This window comes from Rhodobacter capsulatus (assembly GCF_052363185.1).
In the GTDB taxonomy this organism is placed as follows: Bacteria; Pseudomonadota; Alphaproteobacteria; order Rhodobacterales; family Rhodobacteraceae; genus Rhodobacter; species Rhodobacter capsulatus_E.
Genome location: NZ_CP198955.1, coordinates 375,721 through 401,996, shown reverse-complemented (window position 1 = coordinate 401,996; position 26,276 = coordinate 375,721). Strand labels below are relative to the sequence as shown.

The window sequence follows — 26,276 nt, the reverse complement described above, 5'->3', positions numbered from 1 at the left end:
CTTGACTTGGCGGCGCGGAAGAACCACCTGTTGTCTCCCAAAGGAAAGAGAGGGTCCGATGTCCATTCCCCAGCAGGGCGGCGGCCCGATCGAAGATTTCAGCCAACTTGCCGAATACCTTGCCTCGGGCGAGAAGCCGAAATCGGATTGGCGCATCGGCACCGAGCACGAGAAATTCGGCTATTGCAAGGATGCGCTGAAGCCCCTGCCCTATGACGGGCCGCGCTCGATCCGGGCGATGCTGGAAGGGTTGCAACAGGTCTTCGGCTGGGAACCGGTGCTGGAGGGCGGCAATATCATCGGCCTGACCCGCAACGGCGCGAATGTCAGCCTGGAACCGGGTGGGCAGCTGGAACTCTCGGGCGCGCCTTTGGAAACCCTGCACCAGACCTGCGAGGAAGTGAACGAACACCTGACCGAGGTGCACCGGATCGCCGACCGCATCGGGGCGCGGTTCATCGGGCTTGGGGCGGCGCCGGAATGGACGGCCGAGGAAATGCCGATGATGCCGAAGGGGCGCTACCGGCTGATGAACAGCTACATGGATTCTGTCGGAACCATGGGCAAGACGATGATGTATCGGACCTGCACCGTGCAGGTGAACCTCGACTTCGCGTCCGAGGCCGACATGGTGAAGAAGATGCGGGTGGCGCTGGCGCTGCAACCCGTGGCGACCGCTTTGTTTGCGAATTCGCCCTTCCTTGATGGCAAGCCGAACGGGATGAAATCCTGGCGCGCGAACATCTGGCAAAACCTCGATCCGGCGCGGACCGGCATGCTGCCCTTCTTCTTCGAGGACGGCATGGGCTATGAACGCTATGTCGATTACGTCCTCGATGTGCCGATGTATTTCGTCTACCGCGACGGGCGGTACATCAACGCTTTGGGCCAATCGTTCCGCGATTTCCTCAAGGGCGAACTGCCCGCCCTGCCCGGCGAAAAACCGACGCTCTCGGACTGGGCCGACCATCTGACCACCGTCTTCCCGGAAGCCCGGGTGAAGAAATACATCGAGATGCGCGGCGCCGATGGCGGCCCGTGGCGGCGTCTTTGCGCCCTGCCCGCGCTCTGGGTCGGGCTGATGTATGATCAGGGCGCGCTCGATGCCGCCTGGGATCTGGTCAAGCATTGGAATGCCGAAACCCGCGATGGGCTGCGCGTCGCTTCGGCCAAGCACGCCCTGCAGGCGGAGTGCAATGGCGTGAAGATGCACGATCTTGCCCGCGAAGTGGTGGCGATCTCGAAAGCCGGTCTGGCCGCGCGCAAGATCCCCGGCGCCGGTGGGCTGATCCCGGACGAGACCTATTTCCTCAACGCGCTGGAAGAAAGCATCGACACCGGCCATGTGCCCGCCGATGAGTTGCTGGAAAAATACCACGGCGCCTGGAAGGGCGATCTTTCGCGCATCTACGGCGAATACAGCTACTGAACAGTAGCTGAGGGCCTGCTTTTATCTTGCCATAAATATCCTGCGGGGGTGCGGGGGTGCAAAACCCCCGCTTCCTTCCGCAGTCCAAAACGCCTCACAGGTTGTCCTCGACCCGGAACCCCGCCGGGATCGTATCGACGCCCTCAAGCACCAGATCGGCCATCACCTGCGCCACCTTGGGCGCCATGCCGAAGCCGATCTTGAAACCGCCGTTGACGATGAAATGCCCCGCGCGCCCCGGCCAGGCCCCGAGCATCGGCGAGCGCGAGACCGAGCGCGGCCGCACATTCGCCCAGCGCTCGATCACCTCGGCCCCCGCCAGCGCAGGCACCAAAGCGCGGGCACGTTCCAGCACCGCCTCCAGCTGATTATCGGTCGCGGTAGGGTCGGTGTAGCTGCGCTCTGCGGTCGAGCCAACGCCCACGGTGCCATTCGCATGCGGCACCACCAGCACCCCATCGGCAAAGATCTGCGGCACCGGGCCGGGATCGAGCTTCAGGATCGCCGACTGCCCCTTGACGCCATTGCCGACCTCCTTGCCGAAAGCCGCCGACAGCTCCTCAAGCCCCGCAAGCCCGGTCGCATGCAGCACGATGCCCTCGTCGGCCGCGTCGCCAAAAACGATCTCGCCGCCCAAAGCCTCGATTGCCGCGGCCAGTGCCGCCGCCGCGCCGCGCGGCGAGGCCCGGCCCGACAAAGTGTCATGAATGACCAGACCCGTCGGCGTCACCGGCGCAAAGGCGCCAAATTCGTTCACCGGGGCGATGCGCCAAAGATAGTCCGCGCCCCAGTTCGCCGCCGCATCCTTGCCCCGCAACTCGGCCAGGGTCACCGCCGCCTGATCGGCGAGCGGTTGCAGCCGCCCGATGCGCGCAAAGCCCGCATCCTTGCCGCCGACCTCTTTCACGCCCGCCCAGAAGGCCTCCGACATCACCAGACTGTCGAACTGGAACTGCTTCTTCGGGTTCCACTGATCGGGCACATGCGGCGACAGCATTCCCACCGTGCCGCCCGAAGAGCCCGCGCCGATCCGCTCCCGCTCGATCAGCCGCACTTTCGCGCCGCGACGGGCCAGCTCATAGGCACAGGCCAGACCGAAAACCCCGCCACCGCGCACCGTCACCCGATCTGCTCTTGCCATCGCTTGCCCCTTTCGCCACTCTCGCGTCACATCCCCTCAGGCACTATCCCCGATGACCTCCCCAGACCAGAGCCCGGCCGCGCTTGCGTGGCGCGACGGATCGACGCCCGTTTCGACCCGCTTCGACGACCCCTATTTCAGCTTGGCCGGGGGACTGGCCGAAACCCGCCATGTCTTTCTGGCGGGCAACGACCTGCCCGCGCGGTTGCGCCCCGGCTTTCACGTCGCGGAACTGGGCTTCGGCACCGGGCTGAACCTGCTGGCCCTCGCGCTTGCCACCGATCAACCGATCCGCTTCACCAGCTTCGAGGCCTTCCCGATGTCGGCCGCCGAAATGGCCCGCGCCCATACCGCCTTTCCCGAAATCGAACCCATTGCCGAACCGCTCATTGCTGCAATGCAGCATGGCCAGACGCAGTTTTCGCTGCGCAGCATTTCCGTCACGCTGATCCTGGGCGATGTCCGCGAAACCCTGCCGGTTTGGGCGGACCAGGCCGACGCCTGGTTCCTGGACGGCTTTTCGCCCGCCAAGAACCCCGAGATGTGGGGCGAAGTTCTGATGGCCGAGGTCGGCCGCCACACCGCGCCGGGCGGCAGCTTCGCCACCTATACCGCCGCGGGCTTCGTGCGCCGCGGCCTGGCAGAGGCGGGCTTCACCGTCTCCCGCGCCCCCGGCCACGCCGGCAAACGCCACATGAGCCGCGGGGTGAAAGCATGAGGGTCGCGCAAAACATCGGCCGCGGCATCTGGCTGATGGTGATCGTGACCGTCATCTTCGCCATTCAGGACGGGATCTCGCGCCATCTTTCCGGCGCCTATAACGTCTATATGGTGGTGACGATCCGCTACTGGTTCTTCGCGCTTTTCATCCTGACCCTTGCCGCGCGCGCCCCGGGGGGCTTGCGCGCGGCGCTGGCGACACGGCAACCGGTGCTGCAAACCCTCCGCGCGCTCTTGCTGATCGCGGAAATCGTGATCCTCATTCAGGCCTTCGTCAGCCTTGGCCTGATCGAGACCCATGCGGTCTTTGCGGCCTATCCGCTGCTCGTCGCCGCCCTGTCGGGGCCGGTTCTGGGCGAGACCGTCGGCTGGCGACGCTGGACGGCGATCGGCATCGGCTTTGCGGGCATCCTGATCATCCTGCAACCGGGCTATGGCGTCTTCCGCCCCGAAGCCGCGATCCCGCTTTTCGGCGCCTTCCTCTTCGCGCTTTATTCGCTGCTGACCCGCTTCGCCGCCCGCAAGGACCCGGCCTCGGTCTCGTTTTCCTGGACCGGGCTCGTCGGCGCGCTGGTGATGACGCCCTTGGGCCTGTTCTTCTGGCAACCGATGATCGCCAGTGACTGGCTCTGGATGGGGGCTTTGTGCCTGACCGCGGTCACCGCGCATTTCCTGCTCATCCAGGCCTATGAGATCGCCGAGGCCTCGGCGATCCAGCCCTTCGCCTATCTGCAACTGGTCTGGGTCTCGGGGATCGGGATCTGGATCTTCGGCGACATTCTGCGCCCCAATGTCGCCCTTGGCGCCGGGGTCGTCGTCTGCGCGGGCCTGTTCACACTGTGGCGTGCGCAGGCCAAGGCCGAAAACCCCTGATCCCCTTTATCTTGCCGGAAATATCCCACGGGGGCGCGGGGGTGTGAAACCCCCGCCCTGCCTCACCAATTGCCACGCAATTCGTCGGTAAACCGCAAGGCCCCCGCATCGGGCCGCCCCAGCCGCGCGCGATAGACGGGCAGGCTTTCCGCCACCCGCATCACATAGGTCCGGGTCTCGGCAAAGGGGATCATTTCGACCCACTCCACCACATCGACCGAAGGCTGGCGCGGATCGCCGCGCTCGGTCATCCAGCGCCGCGGCCGCCCGGGACCGGCATTGTAACCCGCCGCGACCAGCACCGGAGAGGTGCCGAATTCCTCCTGCAACGTCGCCAGATACTCGCTCCCCAGCCGCACGTTGTAAGACGGGTCGGTGGTCAGCCTTTGCAAGGCATAGGGCTCGCCCAGCTTCTGCGCCATCATCTTCGCGGTCCCGGGCATCAGCTGCATCATCCCCCGCGCGCCCACCGGGCTGATCACCGCCGGATCGAATTCGCTTTCCCGCCGCGCGATCGACAGCGCCAGCTCCTCGGGCACCACCAGCCCTTCGGGGTTCAACTCGGGCAGCGGATAATAGGCGCGCAGCAGCACCACCCCGTCAGTCGCCGCCCGTTTGGCCAGCAACAGCATCAGATGCGCATTGCCCCAGTCCTCGGCCAGCCGCGCAAGGGGTGCGATCTGCCCGGGGGGCAGCCCCTCCTCCAGATGCAGAATGAAACGCTCGGCCAGATTGGTCTGACCTGCCGCCTGCAGAAGCTGCGCCGCCTGAAAGACCGAGCTGGCCACGAAAGGCGCGGCCCGCCAGTCGGGCAGCGCGGGCGGGGCGGCAAAGCCCGGGTCCAGCGGCGCGCCGATCCGTTCGGCGCACAACAGCCCGTAATAGGCGGTCTGCCACTGCGCGCCCTCGACAAAGGCCTGATCCGCCTCGGCCACCCGGCCGATCCCCTCCAGCGCCCGGCCGCGCCAATAGGCGGCGCGGGATTTCGAAATCGGCGTGCGGACCCCGGCGTCAAGCGCCTCGAAATGCGTCAGCGCCACCGGCGCATCGCCCAGCTTCAGCGCCGCAAAGCCCGCCAGCCATTCCAGATCGCCCCAATCCGGATCGTCCGGGGGCAGCCGATGCCGCGCCGCGATCTTGTAGGCAAGCGCCGCATCGCCCGCGCGCAGGAAGAACCGCGCCAGCTGCCCGCGCAGATCCGACCACAGCGCCGGATCGCCAAGGCTCTCGGCATCCTTCGAAAACGCCAGCACGATTTCGGCCGCGCCCGCTTCCTGATCCTGGCGCCAGCGCCAGACCGCCCGGTCGCGGGCCAGCCCGCTTGATCCCGCCATCCGCTCCGGCACCGCCTTCAGAAGCTTGTCCACCCCGGCGGCACGGGCCTGCAGCGCGATCCGCGCCTCGGCCACGGCGCGGGTGCCGGGCGTCACCAGCGCCAGCATCGCCCGGGCCTGCGCAAGGCGGCCCTGATCCAGCGCCGCCTGCATCCGCCCGCCATGGAAGGGCGCGACCAGATCGGCGTGACGGGCCAGAAACGCCGCCTGCTCCTCGGGCGTCAGGTCAAGGCTGCGCCAGGCCGCCTCGGCCACGGCGGCGGCCTTGTCCTTCTGCCCCAGCGCCTGCCGCGCCGCGATCAGCGCCAGCGCCCCGGCCCCCGTCTGCGGCGCCGCGTCGCCGAAATAGGCCACCACCTCGACCGGATTGGCCCCCGCCAGCTGCGCCTCGCCCTTCTTGCTCAAGAGCGCCATCCCCGGCCAATCCGCGCGGCGGGTGGCGAAATCGGCGTAATCGGCGAAACTGCCCGCGCCCGCACGCAGCCGTTGCCATTCGACGATGTCAAAGGCCAGCGGCCCGGACAGCCGGGCTTCGGCCCCGGCCTGATCCCAGTCGGTTTTCGCCGCCATCTGCAGCGCACGGGCCAAGGCCGCAGGGTCATCCGCCCGCCCCGAAAGGGGCAGGAGCACAAGACAAATGGCCAGCAAGGCGGCAAGGGATCTGGGTCTGGTCATGGGCCTGTGCATGCGTTTTGGTCAGCCTGCGCGCAAGGTCTGATCGTTGCAATTCACAAGTTGGCAAGATCGAAAGGCTCGCCTATGGTCCGCGCGACTTTCAACCGGGCGAATCCGCCCAGAACTCAGGAGCGTGTCATGTTCAAAGGGTCCATTCCCGCCCTCGTCACGCCGTTCAAGAACGGCGCCGTCGATTGGGACACGCTGAAGAAGCTTGTCGACTGGCATATCGAGCAGGGCAGCCACGGCCTTGTTCCCGTCGGCACCACCGGCGAAAGCCCGACGCTGAGCCATGACGAACATAACGAAGTCGTGCGCGTCGTGGTGGAAACCGCGGCCGGGCGCGTGCCGGTGATCGCGGGCGCGGGCTCGAATGCCACGGCCGAAGGGATCGAGTTGATCCGCCACGCCGAGGCGAATGGCGCCGATGCGGCGCTGGTCGTGACGCCCTATTACAACAAGCCGACGCAGCGCGGCATGGTGGCGCATTTCACCGCCATGCATGACGCCTGCAGCCTGCCGATCATCATTTACAACATTCCCGGCCGCTCGGTCGTGGACATGATGCCCGAGACGATGGGGCAACTGGCGCAGCTGCCCCGCGTGATCGGGGTGAAGGACGCGACGGGCGATCTGAGCCGGGTGGCGAAGCAGCGCATGACCTGCGGCGCCGATTTCCTCCAGCTCTCGGGCGAGGATGCCACGGCGGTCGGCTTCAACGCCATGGGCGGCGTCGGCTGCATCTCGGTGACGGCGAATGTGGCGCCGAAGCTTTGCGCCGAAATGCAGGTGGCGACGCTCGCGGGCGATTATGCCAAGGCGCTGGAATATCAGGACCTTCTGTTGCCGCTGCATATCGCGATTTTCATGGAACCGGGCGTGGCCGGGGCGAAATATGCGATGTCGAAGCTCGGGCTCTGCAGCCCCGAGGTGCGGCTGCCGCTGACCGAGCTGACCGATGGCACCAAGGCGGCGCTTGATGCCGCGATGAAACACGCCGGGCTGATCTGAGCGCGCCTTGAGAACGACCGAAGCGGGGGGGGCGCTGCCCCCCGTCTTGCGTTCCGCAAGACGGGGGGCAGCGCCCCCCAGCCTGTCCTGCCCAGCCTCTCAGACGTTGTGCAGATAAAGCGCGTAATCCACATCCGCGATCCATCGGGCGACACGGCCGTGTTCCGCCGCCTTGATCGCGGTGAAGGTGCGGTGCATGTCGCAGCCCAGCGCGTCTTTCAGGAACTCCGACGCCGTGGCCGCCTCGATCGCCTCGCGCCAGTCGCGCGGGATTTGCAGCGCGTCATCGCCCGCATAGCCGTTGCCGGTGGTTTCGGGGCCCGGGTCGATGCGATGTTTCAGCCCGTGCCGGATGCCCGCCAGAACCGTGGCCGCGACCAGATAGGGGTTGGCATCGACGCCCGAGGGCCGATGCTCGATCCGCCGCGCCTTGATGTCGCCCGCTGGGATGCGCAGCGCCACGGATCGGTTGTTCACCCCCCAGCTGGGCGAGACCGGCGCATAGCTTTGCCCCACAAAACGGCGCCAGGAATTGCCATGCGGCGCGAAGACCAGCATCGATTCCCCCATCGTTTGCCGCAGCCCGCCGATGGCGTGGCGGATCGTGTCGGTCCAGTCGCCTTCGACTTCCTCGGCGAAGATGTTCCGGCCCGTCGCGTCGCACAGGCTGACGTGGAAATGCATCCCCGAGCCTGCGTATTTCTCGATCGGTTTCGCCATGAAACAGGCCACGACGCCGTGACGGCGCGCCTGCAACCGGACTATGCGTTTCAATCGCACCAGATCGTCAGCGGCCTGCATGACATCGGTCCGGTAATGCAGCGTCAGTTCGTATTGCCCCGGCGCATATTCGGAAATCACCGTTTCGGCCTTGATCCCCATCGCCTCGGCGGCGCGGTAGATGTCGGAGAACAAGGGCTCCATCCCGTGCAGGTGATCGACCGAATAAACCTCGGTCCAGTCACTGCGCCGCCCGTCCAGCACCGCCGCCGCGGGCCGCACGCCCTGCGCCGTGTCGGGGTCAAGCAGGAAGAATTCAAGTTCGAACGCGCCCGCGGGATAGAGCCCCTCCTCGGCCATCGCCTGCACTTGGCGCGCCAGCGCATGACGCGGGTCCGAGGTCATCAGCGCGCCATCGAGATGATACATGCTCATCAACACCTCGCCGCGCGGCGGGTTGGTGCCGTGCAGCGCCTTCAGCGTGCCGGGAATGGGCCAGGCGCGCAGATCGCCATCGCCCTGATCCCAAATGAGACCGGTCTCGTGCACGTCCTCGCCCACGATATCGAGGCCAAGGATCGAAATCGGCAGGTGCCGCCCACCCTTGTAAAGCCCGATCAGTTCGTGGCGGCGGATGATCTTGCCGCGGCCGATGCCGTTCGCATCGTGCAGGACGATGTCGAAAGCCTCGATCTCGGGATGGGCGGCCAGGAAGTCTTCGGCTTCTTGCAAGGTGGAGCCGGTCGGCGATTGGGTCATGTCAGGTCTCAAGCAATTGGGCCGTCACGGCGTCGAAGGCGGCGATCAGGCGGTCGATCTGCGCGCGCGTCGTGGCGGGCGAGGTCAGCATCATGTTGTGGAAAGGGGCGATCAGGCAGCCCCGGTTCAGAAGGCCGATGTGCAGCGCGGCTTCCAGCACGGGGGCATGGGCCCGGGCGGCGTCGAAGCCATTGCGCAGGGAGCCGGGGGCGCAGATGAATTCGACCCGGGCGCCGACGCGCACGACATGCCACGGCAGCCTGCGGCGTTTCACCGCCTTCGACAGGCCAGCGCAAAGCCGCGCTGCACCCGCCTCCATCCGGGCGTAATTTGCGGGCGTCATCACCTCGCGAAGCGTGGCGACAAGGGCCGCGAATTGCAGCGGATTGGCCGAGAGCGTCGTGCCCATGCCGGAATGGCCCGCGGGGCGCGTGGCGTCATAGGCGGCGAAGCGGTCTGCCAATGCGGGGCTCAGCCCCCAGACCGCGGTGGGAACGCCCCCCGCGACGCATTTGCCGACCACGAAAATATCGGGGCGCAGGCCATGCACGCGGGTGTAGCCGCCAAGGCCCGAGGAAATCGTGTGCGTCTCGTCGATGATCAGCACCGCGCCGAAGCGGGTGGCGAGATCGCGCAGGCCTTCGTGAAACCCCGGCGCGGGCAGGACCATGCAGGAATTGGTCATCACCGGCTCGGTCAGGATCGCGGCGACATCGCCCGCCGCCAGCACCCGTTCCACCGCCACCAGATCGTTGAAGGGCACCGCCACGGCGACCAGCGACAGATCCTCGATTTGCCCCACAAGCCCCGGCCGGGCGACGGTTTTGCCGCCCTCAAGGCAGACCATCGCGTCATCCACCGTGCCGTGATAGCAGCCGTCGAAGACCAGCACCTTGGGCCGCCCGGTCACCGCGCGGGCGACGCGCAGGGCAAAGCGGTTGGCATCGGTCGCGGTCGTCGCCACCTGCCAGCGCATCGGGCCGAAAACGTCCGAGAGCAGTTGCCCCGCCTGCAGCGCCGCCTCGGTCGGCAGCATGTAGGTGAGCCCCGCCCCCCGCCTGCGCGCGGATCGCCCGCGCGACGGGCGCGGGCGAATGGCCGAACATGGATCCCGTGTCGCCCAGACAGAAATCGTCGATCCGGTGGCCATCCAGATCCTCGATCAGCGCGCCTTTCGCCGCCGTCACCAGCATCGGAAAGGGCTGCGGCCAGTCGCGCATCCAATGCATCGGCACGCCCGCCAGCCAAGGGCTGGCGCCCGCCGCAAGCGCCGCGCGCGCGTGCGGGGACGGGCCGCGGCATAGACCGTGGCTTCGCGGGCCGCAAAGGCGGCGATGCTGGCTGCGGATAGACCGCCGATACGGGTTTCGGACATGGCTCCCTCCGGCTTCACCTGACCATGCCCGCAGCGCCAAGGCAACGGCCGGGCCGCAGCCATTTCGGCGCGCGGTCATGCATGGAACACATATGTGACACCGAAAGGCGCAAAGAAAAAGGCCCGGGACAGGCGTCCCGGGCCCCGTTTCCGGCAGGCGCGATCAATGCGCGCGGACCGCCACGTCGAACAGATGCGCGTTCAGCAGCAGATGCACGCCAATCGCGGCGAAATAGCCCAGCGCGATCGCCCAGGTCCATTTCAGATGCCCCGAAAAGGTGTAATGCCCCCGCGCCTGCCCCATCAGCGCCACCCCGGCCGCCGAGCCGATCGACAGAAGCGAGCCGCCGACGCCGCAGGTCAGCGTGATCAAAAGCCATTGCCCATGGCTCATGTCGGGCTCCATCGTCAGCACGGCGAACATCAGCGGGATGTTGTCGACCACCGCCGAAAGCGCGCCAAGGATCGTATTCGCCGCGGTCGCGCCGAGCCCGTCGTAAAGCGCCACCGACAGCATGTCGAGATAGCCCAGAACCCCGAGACCCCCGACGGCAAAGATGATGCCGAAGAAGAACAGCAGCGTGTCCCATTCCACCCGTTCGAACTGCTTGAAGCTGTCCAGAACCAGCTCGGTGTTGTGCTGGCGCCGCCCGCTGCGGGACAGGAAATAGGAATAGATCTGCAGATAGCCGAGCCCCAGCATCATCCCCATCGCCGGCGGCAGATGCAGGAAGTTCTTGAAGCTGATCGCAGAGCCGATGGTCAGACCGAACAGCACGATCACCATCGCCCCGCCGGGCTTCATCTTCGCAGTGTCCTCGGTCCGGGCGGGCATCTCGTTCGGGATCGCAAGGGACATGATCGCCGCGGGCACCAGCCAGTTCACCAGCGAAGGCAGGAACAGCGTGAAGAATTCGAAGAACTCGATCACGCCCTTTTGCCAGACCATCAGCGTGGTGATGTCGCCAAAGGGGGTGAAGGCGCCCCCGGCATTGGCCGCCACCACGATCGAGATGCAGCCGATCATCACGAATTTCGGCGCAGAGCGCCCCACCGCGACGACCACGGTCCCCATCACCAGCGCCGTCGTCAGGTTGTCAAGGATGCCCGACAGGAAGAAGGCGATGATCCCGGTCAGCCAGAACAGCTTGCGATAGCTCAGCCCCATGCCGATCAGCTTGGCCCGCAGCGCGTCGAAGACCCGGCGTTCCTCCATCGTGTTCACATAGGTGATGGCGACCAGCAGGAACAGGAACAGCTCGCCATATTCCTCGACGATATGGGTGGCATGTTCATGCGCCAGATCGGACAGGCCGTTTTGCGCATAGGCGATGCCGATCAGCATCCAGATCAGCCCCGCCGCCAGCATCACCGGCTTCGATTTGCGCATGTGGGTGGTTTCCTCCATCACCACCAGCACATAGGCGCCCAGAAAGATCAGCACCGACAGAATTCCGAAAATGCTTCCGGTCAGATTGAGTTGTTCCATGCGCCCCCTCCGGCTGTTCAGTCTCGTTTAACCAGCGCCGAAGGTTGCGGCAAGGCTCGTGCCCGATCCCCGCCGGGAATTCGCACCCCTTGGCATGCGGACTGCGCGGCCGGGCCCGCAAAGGCCATGCCAAAGCGCGGCGACTCACCCCCGGACGCGGCCGGGGCGGAGGCGTTTTCACCTGCAGAAAACCGCGCCGCAAGACGGCAAAAGATGTATCAAAATCGGGAAATCCGGGCGTGCATGCGCAGAATGCGCAACTTCCTGCCGGATGCGGCTTCGGTTGCGCAACTTTGCGCCGAAACCGGCGGGACGACGCCCATTTGACACATCTGTTACGCAAACTCTCTTGCCAGTTTTTCAGCACTGTGACTATAGAAACGGCAAACCGGGCCGCCCTCTGAGCGGCCTTTGGAACTATCTGACTTTGCATAGAAAACAGATGCCCTCCAGCCGAAGCGACGTCCCCATGATGATGACCCGCCGCCACCTTCTGGTAACGCTCTCCTCGGCTGCGATCCTGGCCGGGACGGGCGCCGTTCCGCGCAGCGCCCATGCGCAGGAAACCACCCCGCCCGCGCCGATCGAGGTGCCCGCTGCGCCGCCGCAAAAACCGTTCAGCTTCGACACGCTCGCCGAGGAGATGCGCGCCCTTGCCGCCGCCGGTCCGGATGCGCCGATGGTGCTGCCCGACAGCTTCCTGAACCTGCTGACCTATGACCTCTACCGGCTGATCCGCTTCGATCCGGCGCGGGCGCGCTTTGCCGATGTCGAGCGGACGCATTTCCAGCTGCATGCCTTCCACATGGGCTGGCTGTTCAAGGAACCGGTGCTGCTGAACGAGGTCAACGGCGGGCAGACCCTGCCGATGGGCTTTGACACCGACGATTTCATCTATGAACGCGAAAGCCGCGACAAGGTTCCGCTGCATGCCGCGCTGCCGGGCGTGGCGGGGTTCCGCCTGCATACGCCGCTCAACCGCCCCGATGTCTTTGATGAGCTGGTGGCGTTTCAGGGCGCGTCCTATTTCCGCGCCCTTGGCCGCAATTCGGCCTATGGCCTCTCGGCCCGCGGTCTGGCGGTGAACACCGGCCTGTCCGTGGCCGAGGAATTCCCGCGCTTCACCCGCTTCTGGATCCAGCGCCCCGAACCGGGCGCCGAGACGATCACGATCTGGGCGGCACTGGAAAGCGCCTCGCTGACCGGCGCCTATCAATTCGTGATCCGGCCCGGCTTCGAAACGGTGATGGACGTCACCGCGCGGCTCTTCTTCCGGTCCGACGTGCAGCAACTGGGCATCGCGCCGCTGACCTCGATGTTCCTGTTCTCGGAACGCAACCGCAAGGATTTCGACGATTACCGGCCCAAGGTGCATGACAGCGACGGTCTGGGCATCACCCGCGCCGATGGCGACATCCTGTGGCGGCCGCTGGCGAACCCGCCGCGGCTGGCGTCTTCGTACTTCTCGGAAACCGCGCCGAAATCCTTCGGGCTTTACCAGCGCGACCGCGAATTCGACCATTATCAGGACGATGCCGCCCATTACGAAAAACGCCCCTCCTGCGTGGTCGAGCCGATCGGCGACTGGGGCAAGGGTGTGATCCGTCTGGTCGAGATCCCCTCGGATCTGGAAGTGAACGACAATATCGTGGCCTTCTGGATCCCCGAGGCCGATGCCAAGGCGGGCGAAAGCCGCGAATTCAGCTATCGGCTGCGCTGGGGCGATCTGGACTTCCAGGATTTCGACGACCGCGCCCATGTCAAGGAAACCCGCACCGGCGAGGGCGGCGTGTCCGGGGTGGAAAACACCAATGGCACGCGCAAGTTCGTCATCGACTTCGTCGGCGGGCTGATGGACAGCCTGGGCCATGACGAGGCCGAGAACCTGACCATCGTCGCCAATGCCTGGAACGGCGAAATCGTGACGAAAGTGCTTTCCCGCAACACCACCGACGGAATCTGGCGTCTTGTCATGGATGTGAAGCCGACCGGGGGTGACACTGTCGAACTGGCTGCCCATATCGCCGGATATGGTCGCAAGCTGACCGAAACCTGGCTCTATCAATGGATCCACGCATGACCGCGCATACCTCCTCCCTCACTGCGCTCGCGTCCGAAGCCGTTCTTTCGCCCGATGCGCTGATTGCCGGGCCCTGTGCCCTGCCGGTGGCGCCGATGGCGATGCCGCATCAGGTGATCGAACCGCAAAGCGGGCTGATCCGTCGCCTGCTGACGGGGCTGCATCTGCAGGCCGCCCCCACTGCCGGCACCGGCCACTGAGATCATGGCGCGCTCGCTCGCCTCACGCGCAGGGCTTTACGCCCTGCGTTTTGTTGCCATCGCCTTCAGCCTGATCGCGGGGATTGGCGCCTTCATCCTGTTTTTGCAGTTCGGCTCGGTTGACGGGATCGACGCGCTGGATGTGACCCGGGCGGTGCTGATCCTGATCTCGACGCAATGGCTGGCGCTGGGGGCAACGGTCGCGATGATCGGCCTGCCCAGCCGCGCCCGGCCGCCGAAATACGATCCGGCAGCGCCGATCAAGGGCCGCACCGTGGTGCTGGTCCCGGTCTATAACGAAGATCCGCTGGTCACCTTTGCCCGGATCGCCGCCATGGATGCCTCGCTGGCCGCCACGGGCGACGCGGCCGAGGTGCATTTCGCTGTTCTGTCCGACACCCGCAACGATCTGATCGCGGCACGGGAAAAGCTGATCTTTGCGCGCCTTGTGGCGGAACGCAACGCGGTGGGCCGCTTCTTCTATCGCCGTCGCGAGCAGAACACCGGCAAGAAGGCCGGCAATATCGAGGATTTCATCACCCGGTCCGGGGCGGCCTATGATTACGCCGTGATCCTCGATGCCGACAGCCTGATGGAAGGCGAGACCATCTTGCAGATGATCCGCCGGATGGAGGCCGAACCGCGTCTCGGGCTGTTGCAGACCCTGCCCAAGGTGATCCGCGCGCGCTCGCGCTTTGGCCGGGCGATGCAATTTGCCGCGTCGTTCTTCTCGCCCGTCTTCGCCCGTGGTCTGGCCATGGTGCAAGGCGAGACCGGCCCCTTCTGGGGCCACAATGCCATCGTGCGCGTGCGCGCCTTTGCCGAAAGCTGCGGCCTGCCCGCGCTGAAGGGCAAGCCGCCCTTCGGTGGTCACGTCATGAGCCACGACTACGTCGAAGCGGCGCTGCTCGCCCGCGCGGGCTGGATCGTGCGGCTCGATGATGACCTTGGCGGCAGCTACGAGGAAGGCCCGGAAAACATCGTCGATCACGCCAAGCGCGACCGGCGCTGGTGTCAGGGCAACCTGCAGCACAGCCGGATCATCGGCGCGCCGGGGCTGCGGATGTGGTCGCGCTTCGTCTTTTCGCAAGGGATCATGGCCTATATCGCGCCCTTGTTCTGGGTGGGCTTCATCCTCGCCTCGATCGCCGCGCCGCTGATGGCGCCGCCGCCCGATTACTTCCCGACGCCCTACTGGCCGATCCCCTATTTCCCGCCGTCCGAAGCCTCCAAGGCGATCAGCCTGGCCATCGGCATCTTCGGTCTTCTGTTCCTGCCCAAGGTGCTGATCGCGACGCGCATGGCGCTGACGGGTGCGGCAAAAGGTTTCGGGGGGGCGGCGCTTGGCTTTGCCTCGACGCTGTCGGAACTGGCTTTGTCCTCGATCACCGCCCCGGTGCTGCTGATGTATTCGACGCGTTCGGTGCTGCAGGTGGCGATGGGGCGCGATGGCGGCTGGCCCACCAACAACCGCGGCGATGGCACGCTGAGCCTCAAGGACAGCTTCGCCGCCGCGCATTGGATCGTCACCATCGGCCTTGTGGGCTTGATGGCGACCTGGTTCTTTGCCCCCGGCCTGCTGTTGTGGCTTCTGCCCGTCGGCCTGCCGATGGTGTTTTCGCCGCTGATCCTGTCCTGGTCCTCGCGTCCCTCGCGGTCGCGGCTGATGGGGGTTCCCAGCGAATATGCGAAACCGGCGGTGGTCAAACTGCATGACGAAGTGCTTGATCGCTGGGCCCTTGACGCCGAGACCGAACAGGAACAAGACGCGCGACAACCGAAGAAAGAGTTGTCCGCGCATCATGGCTGAACATCCTCACGCGCCGCTGGCCTCGGGCGCCCGCGATCCCCGGCTGGACTTCTTCCGGGGCCTCAGCCTCGTGATGATCTACATGAACCATGTGCCGGGCACGTTTTACGAGCACCTGACCTCGCGCAATTACGGCCTCTCCGACGCGGCCGAGGCTTTCGTCTTCATGTCGGGCTGTGCCGCCGCGCTGGCTTACGGGCCGAAGATCAAGGACGGGCTGAACTGGCCCGGCATCCGCAAATGCTGGGGCCGGGCGTGGCTGCTCTATCTCGTGCATATCTTCATCTCGGCCTGGGCGATTGCGATTGCCGCCGGGGCGACGCTGTGGTTCGGCGGCGGCGAGATGCTGAAACACAATGCCTTCGGCCCGCTGACCGAGACCCCCCTTGCCTTTCTGGTCGGCATCGCGACGCTGGGGCACCAGCTGGGCTATGTGAACATCCTGCCGATGTATGCGGTGCTGCTGCTCGGGGCGCCCTTCCTGATCCGGTTGGGGCAGAAGAAACCGCTGGGATTGCTGGCCTTTTCCATCGGGCTCTGGTTCGTCTCGGGCTTGTTCGGGCTGGATCTGCCGAATTATCCCTTCCACGGCGGCTGGTTCTTCAACCCCTTCGCCTGGCAGTTGCTGTTCAGCCTTGGCATCTTGACCGGGCTTTTCCTGCGTGCGGGCAAGCGCTTCGTGCCGGTCAGCCCCTGGCTGATCTGGCCTGCCTCGGCCTGGCTGCTGTTTTGCCTTTTCTGGGCGCAATCCTCCGATCTGCAGGCGACCTTCGGCCATGTGATCTGGACGATCCTGCAATATGACGTGCCGCGGTTTCTGGTCGATTTCGACAAGACCTATGTCTCGGGGCCGCGGCTGACGCATTTCCTGGCGCTGGCCTATATCCTGTCGCTGCCCTGGCTGATCCCGTCGATCGCCGCCTCGCGGGTGATGAAACCGATCCGCACCATGGGCAAGCAGGGGCTGCAGGTCTTTGCGCTGGGCACCGTGCTCGCGATCTTTTCGCAGGCGGTGAAGACCTCGCATCCGGCCGGGTTCTGGCAGGACAGCCTGTTGATCCTGGGCGGGCTGGGGCTGCAATGGGCCTTTGCCGCCGTGCGCGAACATATCAAGCCGCATCCGACCGCACCGAAACCGGCGCGGGCCTGAGACGACGCGCCCGCCATGACCGAGGCCATCGCCGAGGTCACGCGCCACATTGGCCCCTGACCGCCGGGGCGCCAAAGCGTCCCGGCCAGCGCCCGCCCCGCCCATGGCGGGCGCTTCTCGCCCGCCGGGACGGGCGCTGGCCTCTGGTGCACTTGCGACAAGCGGTCTTGCCACTGCGGCGCGCTTGCGGGCGGGGAAAGGCGATGCCTTTCCTGTTCCGCCCGAACAAACCGGCCTAAACCCCCGGGTCCAGCCGCACCGCCGCCGCGCGCAGCGCCTTCAGCGCCGCCTGCACCTTCGGCGTGCGGTGCAGATCGACATGGGTCACCAGCCAGAACGGGCTGTCCCAATCCGCCATCGGGGCCACCACCTCGACCAGCCGCGGAATCGCCCGGCCCTGCAGCACCGGCAGGAAGCCAAGGCCCAGCCCCGCCTCGATCGCCGCCTGCTGCGAGGCCATTTCATTGGCCATGAAGACCATCGCCTCGGGCGGGACCTGCCCGGCCAGCCAGCGAAAGAACGGCGCCCGGGTTTCGCGACTGTCCGGCCCGATGAAGCGATGCCCGGCCAGATCCCCCGGCCCCTTCGGCCGCCCGTGCCGCTCGATATATTCCGGCGCCGCATAAAGCGCGGTGCGGTTGACGCCCAGCTGGCTCACCACATTGTCGGGCTCGGTCGGCCGGGCCCCGGCGCGGATCGCCACATGCGCCTCGCCATATTCCAGACGGAAGACCCGCGGATCGGTGATGTAGCGCAGAACCAAGGCCGGATGCGCCCGCATCAGTTCCGCCATCGCCGGCATCACCAGCGCGGCCAAAGCGGGCAGCGAGGTGATGATCAGCTCGCCCCGCATCTCCTCGCCCGCCCCGGCGATGCGGGCGGCGAGCTGCGCGAACTGATCCTCGGTCGCCTGACCGACGGCCAGCAATTGCTGGCCCGCCTCGGTCGGCGTGTATCCCCGCGGATGGCGTTGAAACAGCTTGGTGCCAAGACGCGCCTCAAGCGCATCGACATGGCGGATGACGGTGGCGTGATGCACCCCCAGAACCTCCGCAGCCCCTGACACCGTCCCCATCCGGGCGACCTGATAGGCGGTCCGGATCTCGTCCCAGTTCTCGAAGCGCATTTGTGCACCCATGAACAAACATGCCCGAAGCATGCGCAATTTGTGAGCTAATGCAATTACGCACTTCGCCGCGGGCAGGCAAGCCCCGGATCTGCTGCCCGGCTTGACGTTGACTCCCCCGGGTTTTTCGCGTAGTGGACCCCAGATTCCCCGGAGGTTCGGTTCCTCCGGTCCTTGCGGGTGCATGGATCGCCACCAGTCAGCGCGTTGCGCCCACTGGTGCGCTTGTCGTTGATCGGCCGCAATCGCGGCGCAGGAGGGCACGATGTTCGAGTCTCTTTCCGAACGCCTTGGCGGGGTGTTCGAGCGGCTGACGAAACAGGGCGCGCTGACGGCCGAAGACGTCAAGGTGGCGATGCGCGAAGTGCGCACCGCCCTGCTGGAGGCCGATGTCTCGCTGCCCGTGGTCCGCGAATTCGTCAAGAAGGTCGAGGCCAAGGCCACCGGCGCGCAGGTGACAAAGTCGATCACGCCGGGTCAGCAGGTCGTCAAGATCGTCCATGATGAAATCGTCGCGATGCTGTCGGGCGAGGATGCCGCCGATGCGCTGAAGATCGACAACCCGCCCGCGCCGATCCTGATGGTCGGCCTGCAGGGCGGCGGCAAGACCACCACCACCGCGAAACTGGCCCGCCGTCTGAAGGAACGCGAGAAGAAACGCGTTCTGATGGCGTCGCTCGACATCTACCGCCCGGCCGCGATGGAGCAGCTGGCGATTCTGGGCACGCAGATCGGCGTGGACACGCTGCCGATCGTGGCGGGCGAAACCGCGGTGCAGATCGCCAAGCGCGCCAAGACCCAGGCTGCGATGGGCGGCTATGACGTTTACCTGCTCGACACCGCGGGCCGTCTGCATATCGACGAAGTGCTGATGGGCGAAGTCCAGCAGGTGCGCGATGCGGTCTCGCCCCGCGAGACGCTTCTGGTCGTTGACGGTCTGACCGGTCAGGTCGCCGTCGAAGTGGCGCAGGAATTCGACGACAAGATCGGCATCACCGGCGTCGTGCTGACCCGGATGGACGGCGACGGCCGCGGCGGTGCGGCGCTTTCGATGCGCGCCACCACCGGCAAGCCGATCCGTTTCGTCGGTCTGGGCGAAAAGATGGATGCGCTGGAAACCTTTGAGGCCAGCCGGATCGCCGGGCGCATCCTGGGCATGGGCGACATCGTTGCCCTGGTCGAACGGGCGCAGGAAGTCTTTGAAAAGGAACAGGCCGAGCGCATGATGCGCCGGTTCCAGAAGGGCCTTTTCAACCTCAACGACATGAAATCCCAGCTTGAGCAGATGCAGAAGATGGGCGGCATGCAGGGCGTGATGAGCATGATGCCCGGTATGGGCAAGATGGCGAAACAGGCCGAGGAAGCGGGTTTTGACGACCGCACCATCCGCCGTCAGATCGCCATGATCAATGCGATGACGAAAAAGGAACGCGCCCATCCCGAGCTGTTGCAAGCCAGCCGCAAGCGCCGCGTGGCCGCGGGGGCGGGCGTCGATGTCGCCGATCTGAACAAGCTGCTGAAGATGCACCGGCAGATGGCCGACACGATGAAGAAGCTGGGCAACATGAAGGGCGGCATGCTGAAACAGGCGATGGCCGCGATGCAGGGCAAGTTCGGCGGTCTGCCCGGCAAGGACGAGATGGACCCGGCGAAGATGGAAGAAGCCGCCAAGGCGATGGCCTCGATGAAGGGCCTGCCGGGGGCGATGCCGGGCATGGGCGGGCTGAAGCTGCCGCCCGGGCTGGCGGGGCTGAACATGGGCAAGAAGAAGTAACATGGTCGCCCTTTCCCCCACCCCGGTCATCGAGACCTCCCGGCTGGTGCTGCGCGCCCCTGCCGGGCGTGACTTCAACGCCTGGCGAAGCTTCTTCCTGTCCGACCGCAGCCGCTTCATCCGCCCCGAGGCGGCCGACGAGGCGCTGGCCTGGCGGGCCTGGTCGGGCGTCATCGGCCATTGGGTGCTGCGCGGCTGGGGCAGTTTCGTCGTCACCACCCATGACAGCGATGCCGCCATCGGCATGACCGGCCCCTGGGCGCCGATCAACTGGCCGGAATATGAAATCGGCTGGACGCTCTGGTCGGATGAACACGAGGGCAAGGGCCTGATGACCGAGGCCGCGAAAGCGACGCTCGATCATGCCTTCCGCACGCTGAAATGGTCGACCGCGGTCAGCTATATCGCGCCGGACAATGCCCGCTCGATCCGTCTGGCCGAACGTCTGGGCGCCGTCCTTGACCCCGAGGCCCGCCGCGTCGAGGACAAGCCGGTGCTGGTCTACCGCCACCGCAAACCGGAGGACCCGGCATGAGCGATGCGACCGCCCGCGCCGCCGAAGTGCTGCGCGAACACCGCGCTTCGATCGACCGTCTGGATGCGATCCTGGTTTTCACCCTGGCCGAGCGCTTCAAGCGCACGCAGGCGGTGGGCAAGCTGAAGGCCGAACACGACCTGCCGCCCTCTGACCCCGCGCGCGAGGCCTGGCAGATCGAACGTCTGCAACAACTGGCGACCGAGGCCGATCTTGACCCCGAATTCGCCCGCAAATTCCTGTCTTTCGTGATTTCGGAAGTGATCCGGCATCACACCTCGTTCCAGAAATGATGGGTCCGCAAGACCCGCTCACAGCCATCTGAAGGAGAAATAGCATGGCCATGAAAATCCGTCTCGCCCGTGGCGGTTCCAAGAAACGTCCGCATTACGCGATCGTCGCGTCCGATTCGCGCATGCCGCGCGACGGCCGCTTCCTGGAGAAGCTGGGCACCTACAACCCGCTGCTGGCCAAGGACAGCGAAGAGCGCGTGAAAATGAACATGGAACGCGTGCAATACTGGCTGGCGCAAGGCGCGCAGCCGACCGACCGCGTCGCCCGCTTCCTGGAAGCCGCCGGTGCGATGCCGAAAACCGAACGCGCCAACATGAAAAAGGCCGAGCCGGGCGCGAAAGCCAAGAAACGCGCCGAAGAAAAGGCCGCCAAGGCCGCCGCGACCGAAGAATAATCTTCGCTCTCCCGGTTTCGGGTGTCCATGCGGGCCGGGCAGCGATGTCCGGCCTGCCGTCTTCCGGAGGGATCATGTCGAAAACCGATCGTGTCTGCGTCGGCGCCATCGCCGGGGGCTTCGGCGTCAAGGGCGAGGTGCGGCTGAAAAGCTTTTGCGCCGAACCTACCGATATCGCCGCCTATGGCCCGCTGTTCTCCGAGGATGGCGCCCGCAGCTTCACCGTGAAACTGACCCGTCCGGTCACCGGGGGCTTCGGCGCGCGGCTTTCCGGCATCGCGACCAAGGAAGAGGCCGATGCGCTGAAGGGCGCGACGCTCTGGGCCGATCGGGCGCGGCTGCCGCATCTGCCCGATGACGAATTCTACCATGCCGATCTGATCGGCCTGCCGGTGCATGACACCGGCGGCGCGCTGATCGGCACGGTCCGCGCCGTGCTGGATTTCGGCGCGGGCGACATTCTGGAAGTGCATGTGCCGGGCCGCAAGACGACGCTGATGCTGCCCTTCACCCGCGCCGTCGTGCCCACGGTCGATCTGACCGCGGGGCGGATCATCGCCGACCCGCCCGAGGAATTGGACTGATGCAGGTCTTCCTGCATCTCGGGTTTCACAAGACCGGGACTTCCTCGGCACAGATGTTCCTGCATGAAAACCGCGAGCTGATCTGGCCGCGGGCGGCGCTGGTGCTGCCCGGCCGCATCCGCGAGGTCGCCCATGCGGTGTTTTCCCATCATTACGAACGCGACGCGGGCTCGCTCGCCGCGATCACCGCGGCGATGCGGGCGTTTCTGGGCACGATGGTGCTGGGGCCGAAACGGCGGATCCTGATTTCGGCGGAAAACCTGCTCGGTCCGATGCCGCGGGGGGTGACGCCCGCCCCCTACCCCGATGCCGTGGCGATTGTCCGGGCGCTGATCGCCGGCTTTGACGCTTTCGACTGGCCGGTGCAGGTGACGCTGTATCTCTCCACCCGGGCGCAGGGGCCCTGGGTCGACAGCCTTTGGGCGCATCAGGTTCGCAAGGATCAGATCGTCCCCTTCACCGAAGATCTGGAAAGCTTCCGGGCGCGGATGAACCGGGTTTCACAGGCGGAACAACTGGATATCCTGCGCCGCAATGTGGCGGGGGTGAAACTGGTGACGCAGGATGTCTCGGGCTTCGACGCCCTGCCCTTTGGCGCCGGGCAGCCGTTTCTCGATTTTCTGGGCCTGACGCCGGAGCAGCGGGCGGCGTTTCAGCCGGTCTTTCGCCGCAATGTCGCGCCGCCGCGCGCGGTGACCGAGGCGCTTTTGGCGCTGAACCGGCAGGGGCTGGACGGGGACGCGCTGGCGGCGGCGAAACGGGCGCTGCTGGCAGAGACGGGCGCCGACACGACACGCGAAAAGGACGAGGCATGAGCAATCCCGAAGACACCCCGCCCCCGCCGCGCAAGGGCGCGCTGAAGCTGACGACGGCGGAACTGGTCGAAGCCGAGACGCCCGAGGGTGCGCCCGCGCGCTCGCACGGGCGGCGGGCGGTGGTGACCTCGCTTTCGGGCAAGGTGACGCCGCGCGATCTGATGGCGGAGGTCGAGGCCGTTGCGGGCGCCTGGACGGCGAAGATCGTGACGCTCTTCCCCGGGGCTTTTCCGGGCGTTCTGGGGCTGAGCCTGACCGGCAAGGCGCTGGAGGCCGGGCTGTGGCGGCTGGAAACCATCGACCTGCGGCCCTTTGGTCTGGGCAAGCACCGCAATGTCGACGACACGCCCGCGGGCGGTGGCGCCGGAATGGTGCTGCGCGCCGATGTGGTGGCGGCGGCGCTCGATCATGCGGCCACGGGCACGCCCGCTGATCGCGCCGACTGGCCGGTGATCTACATGTCGCCCCGCGGCAAGCCCTTCACGCAAGGCCACGCCCGGCGTCTGGCCGCGGCGCAGGGGGGTGACGATCCTGTGCGGTCGGTTCGAAGGGGTGGATGAGCGGGTGCTGGAAGCCTATGGCATAGAAGAGGTCTCGATCGGCGATTTCGTTCTGACCGGCGGTGAGATCGCGGCGCAGGTGGTGATTGACGCCACGGTGCGGCTGCGCGAGGGGGTCTTGGGCAATGCTGAAAGTGCCACCGAGGAAAGCCATTCGAACGGGCTTCTGGAGCATCCGCAATACACTCGGCCCGCGGAGTGGCAGGGCCGCGCGATCCCCGAGGTGCTGATGTCGGGCAACCACAAGAAGATTGCCGAATGGCGGCGGGAGATGAGCGAGGCACTGACGCGGGAGCGGCGGCCGGATTTGTGGGAGCGGTTCGGCAAGTGATTTCGCCTCGGCTTCGCCGAGGCGACCCGCCGGGGGCTCCGCCCCCGGACCCCCCGGGATATTTGACCCAAGGTGAAAGGGCAGGAGTAAGGCGGAGAGCAAGGAACTCAAAATATTTCTTGTGTCTTCATCGAGTTCCACACATCGTTAGACTCGCTGTAGCTTAGTCTGCGAGTAATTCGATGGAGTTCGCCAAACCATTCCAGACGCTTCCCAATGAAGGCATTCTAGGATTTGCAGAGACTTACCTCGAGGCGGGAAACCTTCTCTATCGGCAGGAGATTGGCAACGGGTTCTATTTACCTGCAACCAACCTGTTATGTCACGCGATAGAGCTTTTTCTCAAATCCCTAATCAACCCTGGAGAATTTCAGGAAATCGACGCGGACGGAATATATTTGCACATCAATTATCCAACTTCAGGCGGGCATCGTCTAGGCGATCTCTTCAGAAAGGTTACGCCCTGTTTCAAACAACCGTTGCTGAGCAAGCGGGCCAACCTATGTGAAGAGTTGGAAAGACTTGAAGGATTGTTTCAGGCGACACGATACCCGTTTGAGCACGAAAATATTGCGCGAGTTACTCAAGGGCATGACGGATTGGCGTTCTCCATTGCGAATTTCTTGCGGGACGAGGTGAGGGAACTGGTGAGGGAACTTCCGTTCAGACTAATATCGTAAAAAGCTTGATCATTGCAGCGCGCAGTCCCCGCGCGCTGACGGAAAAATATGATCTTTAGGATTCGGCGTCTGCTCCTTCCCCCACTTCCCCCTTGATCCGCGCCCCGTTTCCCCGTATGTCGCGCGGGTCCGGACCGGAATCGGCTCTCGGACCCTTTTCCTTTGCCTGCGGCGGTCTTCTTCGACCACAGCATGGGGCAAGGGACGGGGCTTGAACAGGACGAACGATCCTCCGGCGGGCGCCCCTGGCAACAGGCGCGGACCCGGGCGAAGACCGGAGCTCTCGGGCGGCGACACCTTTGCGGACAAAACCGCAAGCAACGAAAGGACATGCGATGAACCTTATCGCGCAACTCGAGGCGGAACAGATCGCCGCCCTCGGCAAGACCATCCCCGACTTCAAGGCTGGCGACACCGTGCGCGTCGGCTACAAGGTGACCGAAGGCACCCGCTCGCGCGTGCAGATGTACGAAGGCGTCTGCATCGCCCGCAAGGGCGGCGCCACCATCGCCGCCTCGTTCACCGTGCGCAAGATCTCGTTCGGCGAAGGCGTGGAACGGGTGTTCCCGCTCTATTCGACCAACATCGACAGCATCGAAGTGGTGCGTCGCGGTCGCGTCCGTCGGGCGAAGCTCTACTACCTGCGTTCGCGTCGCGGCAAATCGGCCCGTATCGCCGAAGTCACCAACTACAAAGCCAAAGCCGAATAAGGAGCGGGACGATGAAAGCCGATACCCACCCGAATTACCACTTCATCACCGTCAAGATGACCGACGGCTCGGAATATCTGACCAAGTCCACCTGGGGCAAGGAAGGCGATACGATGTCGCTCGACATCGACCCGCTGGCGCACCCGGCCTGGACCGGCGGCTCGGCCAAGCTGATGGACACCGGCGGCCGCGTGTCGAAGTTCAAGAACAAATACGCCGGCCTCGGCTTCTGAGCCACCGCGCGATCGTTCCGGAAGGGCGCCCTCGGGCGCCCTTTTTGTTTGCGCGCCCCCCCAGACCGAGGGAGGGGGCTCTGCCCCCGCCGAGGCGATGCCTCGGCCCCACGGGATATTTGCCCCAAGGTGAAAGGGCGCGGCGGATCGGCCCCGAAACAGACCTGCCCCAGCTTTTCCTTGGCAAAATACGCTGGGGGGTGCGGGGGGCGAAGCCCCCCGCGGGTCGCCTCGGCACCAGCCGAGGCGAAAGACACCCGCGACCGTTCAACCCCCGTGCGCCTCCCCCCCTTGCACCTGCGCGCTTCCTTCGGTAGCCGGAGCGTCCTATAAACGCGCGGGCCTTTCGGAGGGGCCGCAAGACGAGGTGGATTCGTGGCGCATATCATCGTTGTCGGCAATGAAAAGGGCGGCTCGGGCAAATCCACCACCTGCATGCATGTGGCCACGGCGCTGGCACGCATGGGCAAGAAGGTCGGCGCGCTTGATCTTGATCTGCGCCAGCGCAGCTTCGGCCGCTATGTCGAGAACCGTCTGGCCTATATGGCGCGCGAAGGGCTTGACCTGCCCTCGCCCGAATATCGCGAATTGCCCGAGGCCGATGCCGCGACGCTGGCCCCGGGCGAGAACCCCTATGACCACCGGCTGTCCTCGGTCGTGGCCGAGCTGGACCCGATCTGCGATTTCGTGGTGATCGACTGCCCCGGTTCGCATACCCGCCTCAGCCAGGTGGCGCATTCGCTGGCCGATACGCTGATCACGCCGCTCAATGACAGTTTCATCGATTTCGACCTGCTCGCCCGGATCGACCCCGAGACCTCCAAGGTGACCGGCCCCTCGATCTATTCGGAAATGGTCTGGTCGGCCCGGCAGCTGCGGGCACGGGCGGGGCTGAAGCCGATCGACTGGCTGGTGCTGCGCAACCGGATGAGCTCGCAGCAGGCGCATAACAAGCGCAAGGTCGGCGAGGCTTTGGACCAACTCTCGAAACGCATCGGCTTCCGCGTCGCGCCCGGGTTTTCGGAACGGGTGATCTTCCGCGAGCTGTTCCCGCGCGGCATGACGTTGCTCGATCTGCGCGATCTGGGGGTCGAGAACCTGAACATCTCGAACATCGCGGCGCGGCAGGAACTGCGCGATCTCGTGCGCGATCTGAACCTGCCCGGCGTGACGGTCGATTTCTGATCAGAGGCTGGCGCGCGGCGCGACGTAGCGGAAGGGCGACAGCCTTCCGTGCAGCCGGCCCGGGGCGGCGTTTTCGGCCAAAAGCGACAGGCGGTTCGCAAAGACCGCATCTTCGGACGACCGCCATTTCGCGATCAGGGCCAGGAGCTTGCGTGCCATGTGGGTCTCCATTCCGGTTGGCCCGCCCAGTCTTGCCCGCCATTGCGGCCAAAGCGTGACCCGGACAAGGAGAGAGCGGGGCCGTCGCCGCCGCGCCGCGCGCCCCGCACGATCCCGTGATCTGCGCGCC

At 65.7% G+C, this 26,276-nt stretch carries 24 protein-coding genes and 2 pseudogenes; 19 read left to right on the top strand and 7 right to left on the bottom strand.

From position 1 onward, the window contains the following. The first annotated feature begins 58 nt into the window (after window positions 1–58). On the top strand, window positions 59–1,429 hold the full coding sequence (locus tag ACTTAG_RS02080; RefSeq protein ID WP_444463953.1) for a glutamate--cysteine ligase: 1,371 nt from the start codon (window positions 59–61) through the stop codon (window positions 1,427–1,429). Window positions 1,430–1,523: 94 nt separating this feature from the next. Here the strand turns inward: ACTTAG_RS02080 and ACTTAG_RS02075 are convergent, their stop codons facing one another. Then, window positions 1,524–2,570 (bottom strand): NAD(P)/FAD-dependent oxidoreductase, encoded by a 1,047-nt coding sequence (locus ACTTAG_RS02075; protein WP_444463952.1) that lies wholly within the window; start codon window positions 2,568–2,570, stop codon window positions 1,524–1,526. A gap of 52 nt (window positions 2,571–2,622) precedes the next feature. Between ACTTAG_RS02075 and mnmD the strand changes: the two genes are divergently transcribed. After that, window positions 2,623–3,288, top strand: a complete 666-nt coding sequence (gene mnmD, locus ACTTAG_RS02070) for a tRNA (5-methylaminomethyl-2-thiouridine)(34)-methyltransferase MnmD (RefSeq protein WP_444463951.1) — start codon at window positions 2,623–2,625, stop codon at window positions 3,286–3,288. Next, a complete protein-coding gene (locus ACTTAG_RS02065; RefSeq protein WP_444463950.1) occupies window positions 3,285–4,163 on the top strand; it encodes a DMT family transporter in 879 nt (292 codons plus the stop codon). The genes mnmD and ACTTAG_RS02065 overlap by 4 nt, the downstream gene beginning before the upstream one ends. Window positions 4,164–4,225: 62 nt before the next feature. Here ACTTAG_RS02065 and ACTTAG_RS02060 read toward each other — a convergent pair whose 3' ends face one another. Then, window positions 4,226–6,172, bottom strand: coding sequence for a transglycosylase SLT domain-containing protein (locus tag ACTTAG_RS02060; RefSeq protein WP_444463949.1), 1,947 nt, complete (start codon window positions 6,170–6,172; stop codon window positions 4,226–4,228). Window positions 6,173–6,310: 138 nt separating this feature from the next. On the opposite strand from ACTTAG_RS02060, the gene dapA reads away from it, so the two are divergent. Beyond that, a complete protein-coding gene (gene dapA / locus ACTTAG_RS02055) occupies window positions 6,311–7,183 on the top strand; it encodes a 4-hydroxy-tetrahydrodipicolinate synthase (protein WP_444463948.1) in 873 nt (290 codons plus the stop codon). Window positions 7,184–7,282: 99 nt separating this feature from the next. On the opposite strand, the gene ACTTAG_RS02050 is transcribed toward dapA, so the two are convergent. The 3 genes and pseudogenes from ACTTAG_RS02050 to nhaD form a co-directional block, all read right to left on the bottom strand. Continuing rightward, window positions 7,283–8,662: a glutamine synthetase family protein gene (locus ACTTAG_RS02050; protein ID WP_444463947.1), complete on the bottom strand. Its 1,380-nt coding sequence runs from the start codon at window positions 8,660–8,662 to the stop codon at window positions 7,283–7,285. 1 nt (window position 8,663) lies between these two features. Next, window positions 8,664–10,037 (bottom strand): annotated as a pseudogene (locus ACTTAG_RS02045) (aspartate aminotransferase family protein). A gap of 163 nt (window positions 10,038–10,200) precedes the next feature. Beyond that, entirely contained in the window at window positions 10,201–11,526 is a 1,326-nt protein-coding gene (gene nhaD / locus ACTTAG_RS02040; protein ID WP_444463946.1) for a sodium:proton antiporter NhaD, read from the bottom strand. A 475-nt stretch (window positions 11,527–12,001) separates the two neighbouring features. Here nhaD and ACTTAG_RS02035 point away from each other — a divergent pair, with 475 nt between their 5' ends. Genes ACTTAG_RS02035 through ACTTAG_RS02020 form a run of 4 tightly spaced genes read left to right on the top strand, consistent with a single transcriptional unit; the run spans window position 12,002 to window position 16,766 of the window. Beyond that, a complete protein-coding gene (locus tag ACTTAG_RS02035) occupies window positions 12,002–13,606 on the top strand; it encodes a glucan biosynthesis protein (protein WP_444465179.1) in 1,605 nt (534 codons plus the stop codon). Next, on the top strand, window positions 13,603–13,806 hold the full coding sequence (locus ACTTAG_RS02030; protein ID WP_444463945.1) for a hypothetical protein: 204 nt from the start codon (window positions 13,603–13,605) through the stop codon (window positions 13,804–13,806). Before ACTTAG_RS02035 ends, ACTTAG_RS02030 begins: the two co-directional genes overlap by 4 nt. Before the next feature lie 4 nt (window positions 13,807–13,810). Continuing rightward, the gene (mdoH, locus tag ACTTAG_RS02025) at window positions 13,811–15,616 is read left to right on the top strand and encodes a glucans biosynthesis glucosyltransferase MdoH (protein ID WP_444463944.1); all 1,806 of its coding nucleotides are present in this window, start codon (window positions 13,811–13,813) and stop codon (window positions 15,614–15,616) included. Then, a complete protein-coding gene (locus ACTTAG_RS02020) occupies window positions 15,609–16,766 on the top strand; it encodes an OpgC family protein (protein WP_444463943.1) in 1,158 nt (385 codons plus the stop codon). Before mdoH ends, ACTTAG_RS02020 begins: the two co-directional genes overlap by 8 nt. Window positions 16,767–17,001: 235 nt before the next feature. On the opposite strand, the gene ACTTAG_RS02015 is transcribed toward ACTTAG_RS02020, so the two are convergent. Then, window positions 17,002–17,892, bottom strand: a complete 891-nt coding sequence (locus tag ACTTAG_RS02015) for a LysR family transcriptional regulator (RefSeq protein WP_444463942.1) — start codon at window positions 17,890–17,892, stop codon at window positions 17,002–17,004. 265 nt (window positions 17,893–18,157) lie between these two features. Between ACTTAG_RS02015 and ffh the strand changes: the two genes are divergently transcribed. From ffh to ACTTAG_RS01960, 11 genes and pseudogenes are all read left to right on the top strand, one after another. Next, entirely contained in the window at window positions 18,158–19,666 is a 1,509-nt protein-coding gene (gene ffh / locus ACTTAG_RS02010; RefSeq protein WP_444463941.1) for a signal recognition particle protein, read from the top strand. A gap of 1 nt (window position 19,667) precedes the next feature. After that, a complete protein-coding gene (locus ACTTAG_RS02005; RefSeq protein ID WP_444463940.1) occupies window positions 19,668–20,201 on the top strand; it encodes a GNAT family N-acetyltransferase in 534 nt (177 codons plus the stop codon). Beyond that, window positions 20,198–20,494 (top strand): chorismate mutase, encoded by a 297-nt coding sequence (locus tag ACTTAG_RS02000; RefSeq protein ID WP_444463939.1) that lies wholly within the window; start codon window positions 20,198–20,200, stop codon window positions 20,492–20,494. The genes ACTTAG_RS02005 and ACTTAG_RS02000 overlap by 4 nt, the downstream gene beginning before the upstream one ends. 44 nt (window positions 20,495–20,538) lie before the next feature. Further along, complete coding sequence (rpsP, locus tag ACTTAG_RS01995) at window positions 20,539–20,889, top strand: 30S ribosomal protein S16 (RefSeq protein ID WP_444463938.1); 351 nt, start codon at window positions 20,539–20,541, stop codon at window positions 20,887–20,889. Window positions 20,890–20,963: 74 nt separating this feature from the next. Next, entirely contained in the window at window positions 20,964–21,473 is a 510-nt protein-coding gene (gene rimM / locus ACTTAG_RS01990) for a ribosome maturation factor RimM (protein ID WP_444463937.1), read from the top strand. Beyond that, window positions 21,473–22,288, top strand: a complete 816-nt coding sequence (locus ACTTAG_RS01985; protein ID WP_444463936.1) for a hypothetical protein — start codon at window positions 21,473–21,475, stop codon at window positions 22,286–22,288. The genes rimM and ACTTAG_RS01985 overlap by 1 nt, the downstream gene beginning before the upstream one ends. A gap of 161 nt (window positions 22,289–22,449) precedes the next feature. Beyond that, window positions 22,450–23,179 (top strand): annotated as a pseudogene (trmD, locus tag ACTTAG_RS01980) (tRNA (guanosine(37)-N1)-methyltransferase TrmD). A gap of 182 nt (window positions 23,180–23,361) precedes the next feature. After that, complete coding sequence (locus ACTTAG_RS01975) at window positions 23,362–23,859, top strand: hypothetical protein (RefSeq protein WP_444463935.1); 498 nt, start codon at window positions 23,362–23,364, stop codon at window positions 23,857–23,859. A 335-nt stretch (window positions 23,860–24,194) separates the two neighbouring features. Beyond that, window positions 24,195–24,569 (top strand): 50S ribosomal protein L19, encoded by a 375-nt coding sequence (gene rplS / locus ACTTAG_RS01970; protein WP_110804825.1) that lies wholly within the window; start codon window positions 24,195–24,197, stop codon window positions 24,567–24,569. Window positions 24,570–24,580: 11 nt separating this feature from the next. Then, entirely contained in the window at window positions 24,581–24,802 is a 222-nt protein-coding gene (gene rpmE / locus ACTTAG_RS01965; protein WP_444463934.1) for a 50S ribosomal protein L31, read from the top strand. A 375-nt stretch (window positions 24,803–25,177) separates the two neighbouring features. Then, window positions 25,178–25,987: a division plane positioning ATPase MipZ gene (locus ACTTAG_RS01960; RefSeq protein WP_444463933.1), complete on the top strand. Its 810-nt coding sequence runs from the start codon at window positions 25,178–25,180 to the stop codon at window positions 25,985–25,987. Here ACTTAG_RS01960 and ACTTAG_RS01955 read toward each other — a convergent pair whose 3' ends face one another. Continuing rightward, window positions 25,988–26,146 (bottom strand): hypothetical protein, encoded by a 159-nt coding sequence (locus tag ACTTAG_RS01955; protein ID WP_444463932.1) that lies wholly within the window; start codon window positions 26,144–26,146, stop codon window positions 25,988–25,990. Between the last annotated feature and the right edge of the window lie 130 nt (window positions 26,147–26,276).

Excerpts from the sequence above, each read along its gene's own strand:
- ACTTAG_RS02080 (WP_444463953.1), top strand. The coding sequence starts at position 59 with ATGTCCATTCCCCAGCAGGGCGGCGGCCCGATCGAAGATTTCAGCCAA.
- ACTTAG_RS02075 (WP_444463952.1), bottom strand. The coding sequence starts at position 2,570 with ATGGCAAGAGCAGATCGGGTGACGGTGCGCGGTGGCGGGGTTTTCGGT.
- mnmD (WP_444463951.1), top strand. The coding sequence starts at position 2,623 with ATGACCTCCCCAGACCAGAGCCCGGCCGCGCTTGCGTGGCGCGACGGA.
- ACTTAG_RS02065 (WP_444463950.1), top strand. The coding sequence starts at position 3,285 with ATGAGGGTCGCGCAAAACATCGGCCGCGGCATCTGGCTGATGGTGATC.
- ACTTAG_RS02060 (WP_444463949.1), bottom strand. The coding sequence starts at position 6,172 with ATGACCAGACCCAGATCCCTTGCCGCCTTGCTGGCCATTTGTCTTGTG.
- dapA (WP_444463948.1), top strand. The coding sequence starts at position 6,311 with ATGTTCAAAGGGTCCATTCCCGCCCTCGTCACGCCGTTCAAGAACGGC.
- ACTTAG_RS02050 (WP_444463947.1), bottom strand. The coding sequence starts at position 8,662 with ATGACCCAATCGCCGACCGGCTCCACCTTGCAAGAAGCCGAAGACTTC.
- nhaD (WP_444463946.1), bottom strand. The coding sequence starts at position 11,526 with ATGGAACAACTCAATCTGACCGGAAGCATTTTCGGAATTCTGTCGGTG.
- ACTTAG_RS02035 (WP_444465179.1), top strand. The coding sequence starts at position 12,002 with ATGACCCGCCGCCACCTTCTGGTAACGCTCTCCTCGGCTGCGATCCTG.
- ACTTAG_RS02030 (WP_444463945.1), top strand. The coding sequence starts at position 13,603 with ATGACCGCGCATACCTCCTCCCTCACTGCGCTCGCGTCCGAAGCCGTT.
- mdoH (WP_444463944.1), top strand. The coding sequence starts at position 13,811 with ATGGCGCGCTCGCTCGCCTCACGCGCAGGGCTTTACGCCCTGCGTTTT.
- ACTTAG_RS02020 (WP_444463943.1), top strand. The coding sequence starts at position 15,609 with ATGGCTGAACATCCTCACGCGCCGCTGGCCTCGGGCGCCCGCGATCCC.
- ACTTAG_RS02015 (WP_444463942.1), bottom strand. The coding sequence starts at position 17,892 with ATGCGCTTCGAGAACTGGGACGAGATCCGGACCGCCTATCAGGTCGCC.
- ffh (WP_444463941.1), top strand. The coding sequence starts at position 18,158 with ATGTTCGAGTCTCTTTCCGAACGCCTTGGCGGGGTGTTCGAGCGGCTG.
- ACTTAG_RS02005 (WP_444463940.1), top strand. The coding sequence starts at position 19,668 with ATGGTCGCCCTTTCCCCCACCCCGGTCATCGAGACCTCCCGGCTGGTG.
- ACTTAG_RS02000 (WP_444463939.1), top strand. The coding sequence starts at position 20,198 with ATGAGCGATGCGACCGCCCGCGCCGCCGAAGTGCTGCGCGAACACCGC.
- rpsP (WP_444463938.1), top strand. The coding sequence starts at position 20,539 with ATGGCCATGAAAATCCGTCTCGCCCGTGGCGGTTCCAAGAAACGTCCG.
- rimM (WP_444463937.1), top strand. The coding sequence starts at position 20,964 with ATGTCGAAAACCGATCGTGTCTGCGTCGGCGCCATCGCCGGGGGCTTC.
- ACTTAG_RS01985 (WP_444463936.1), top strand. The coding sequence starts at position 21,473 with ATGCAGGTCTTCCTGCATCTCGGGTTTCACAAGACCGGGACTTCCTCG.
- ACTTAG_RS01975 (WP_444463935.1), top strand. The coding sequence starts at position 23,362 with ATGGAGTTCGCCAAACCATTCCAGACGCTTCCCAATGAAGGCATTCTA.
- rplS (WP_110804825.1), top strand. The coding sequence starts at position 24,195 with ATGAACCTTATCGCGCAACTCGAGGCGGAACAGATCGCCGCCCTCGGC.
- rpmE (WP_444463934.1), top strand. The coding sequence starts at position 24,581 with ATGAAAGCCGATACCCACCCGAATTACCACTTCATCACCGTCAAGATG.
- ACTTAG_RS01955 (WP_444463932.1), bottom strand. The coding sequence starts at position 26,146 with ATGGCACGCAAGCTCCTGGCCCTGATCGCGAAATGGCGGTCGTCCGAA.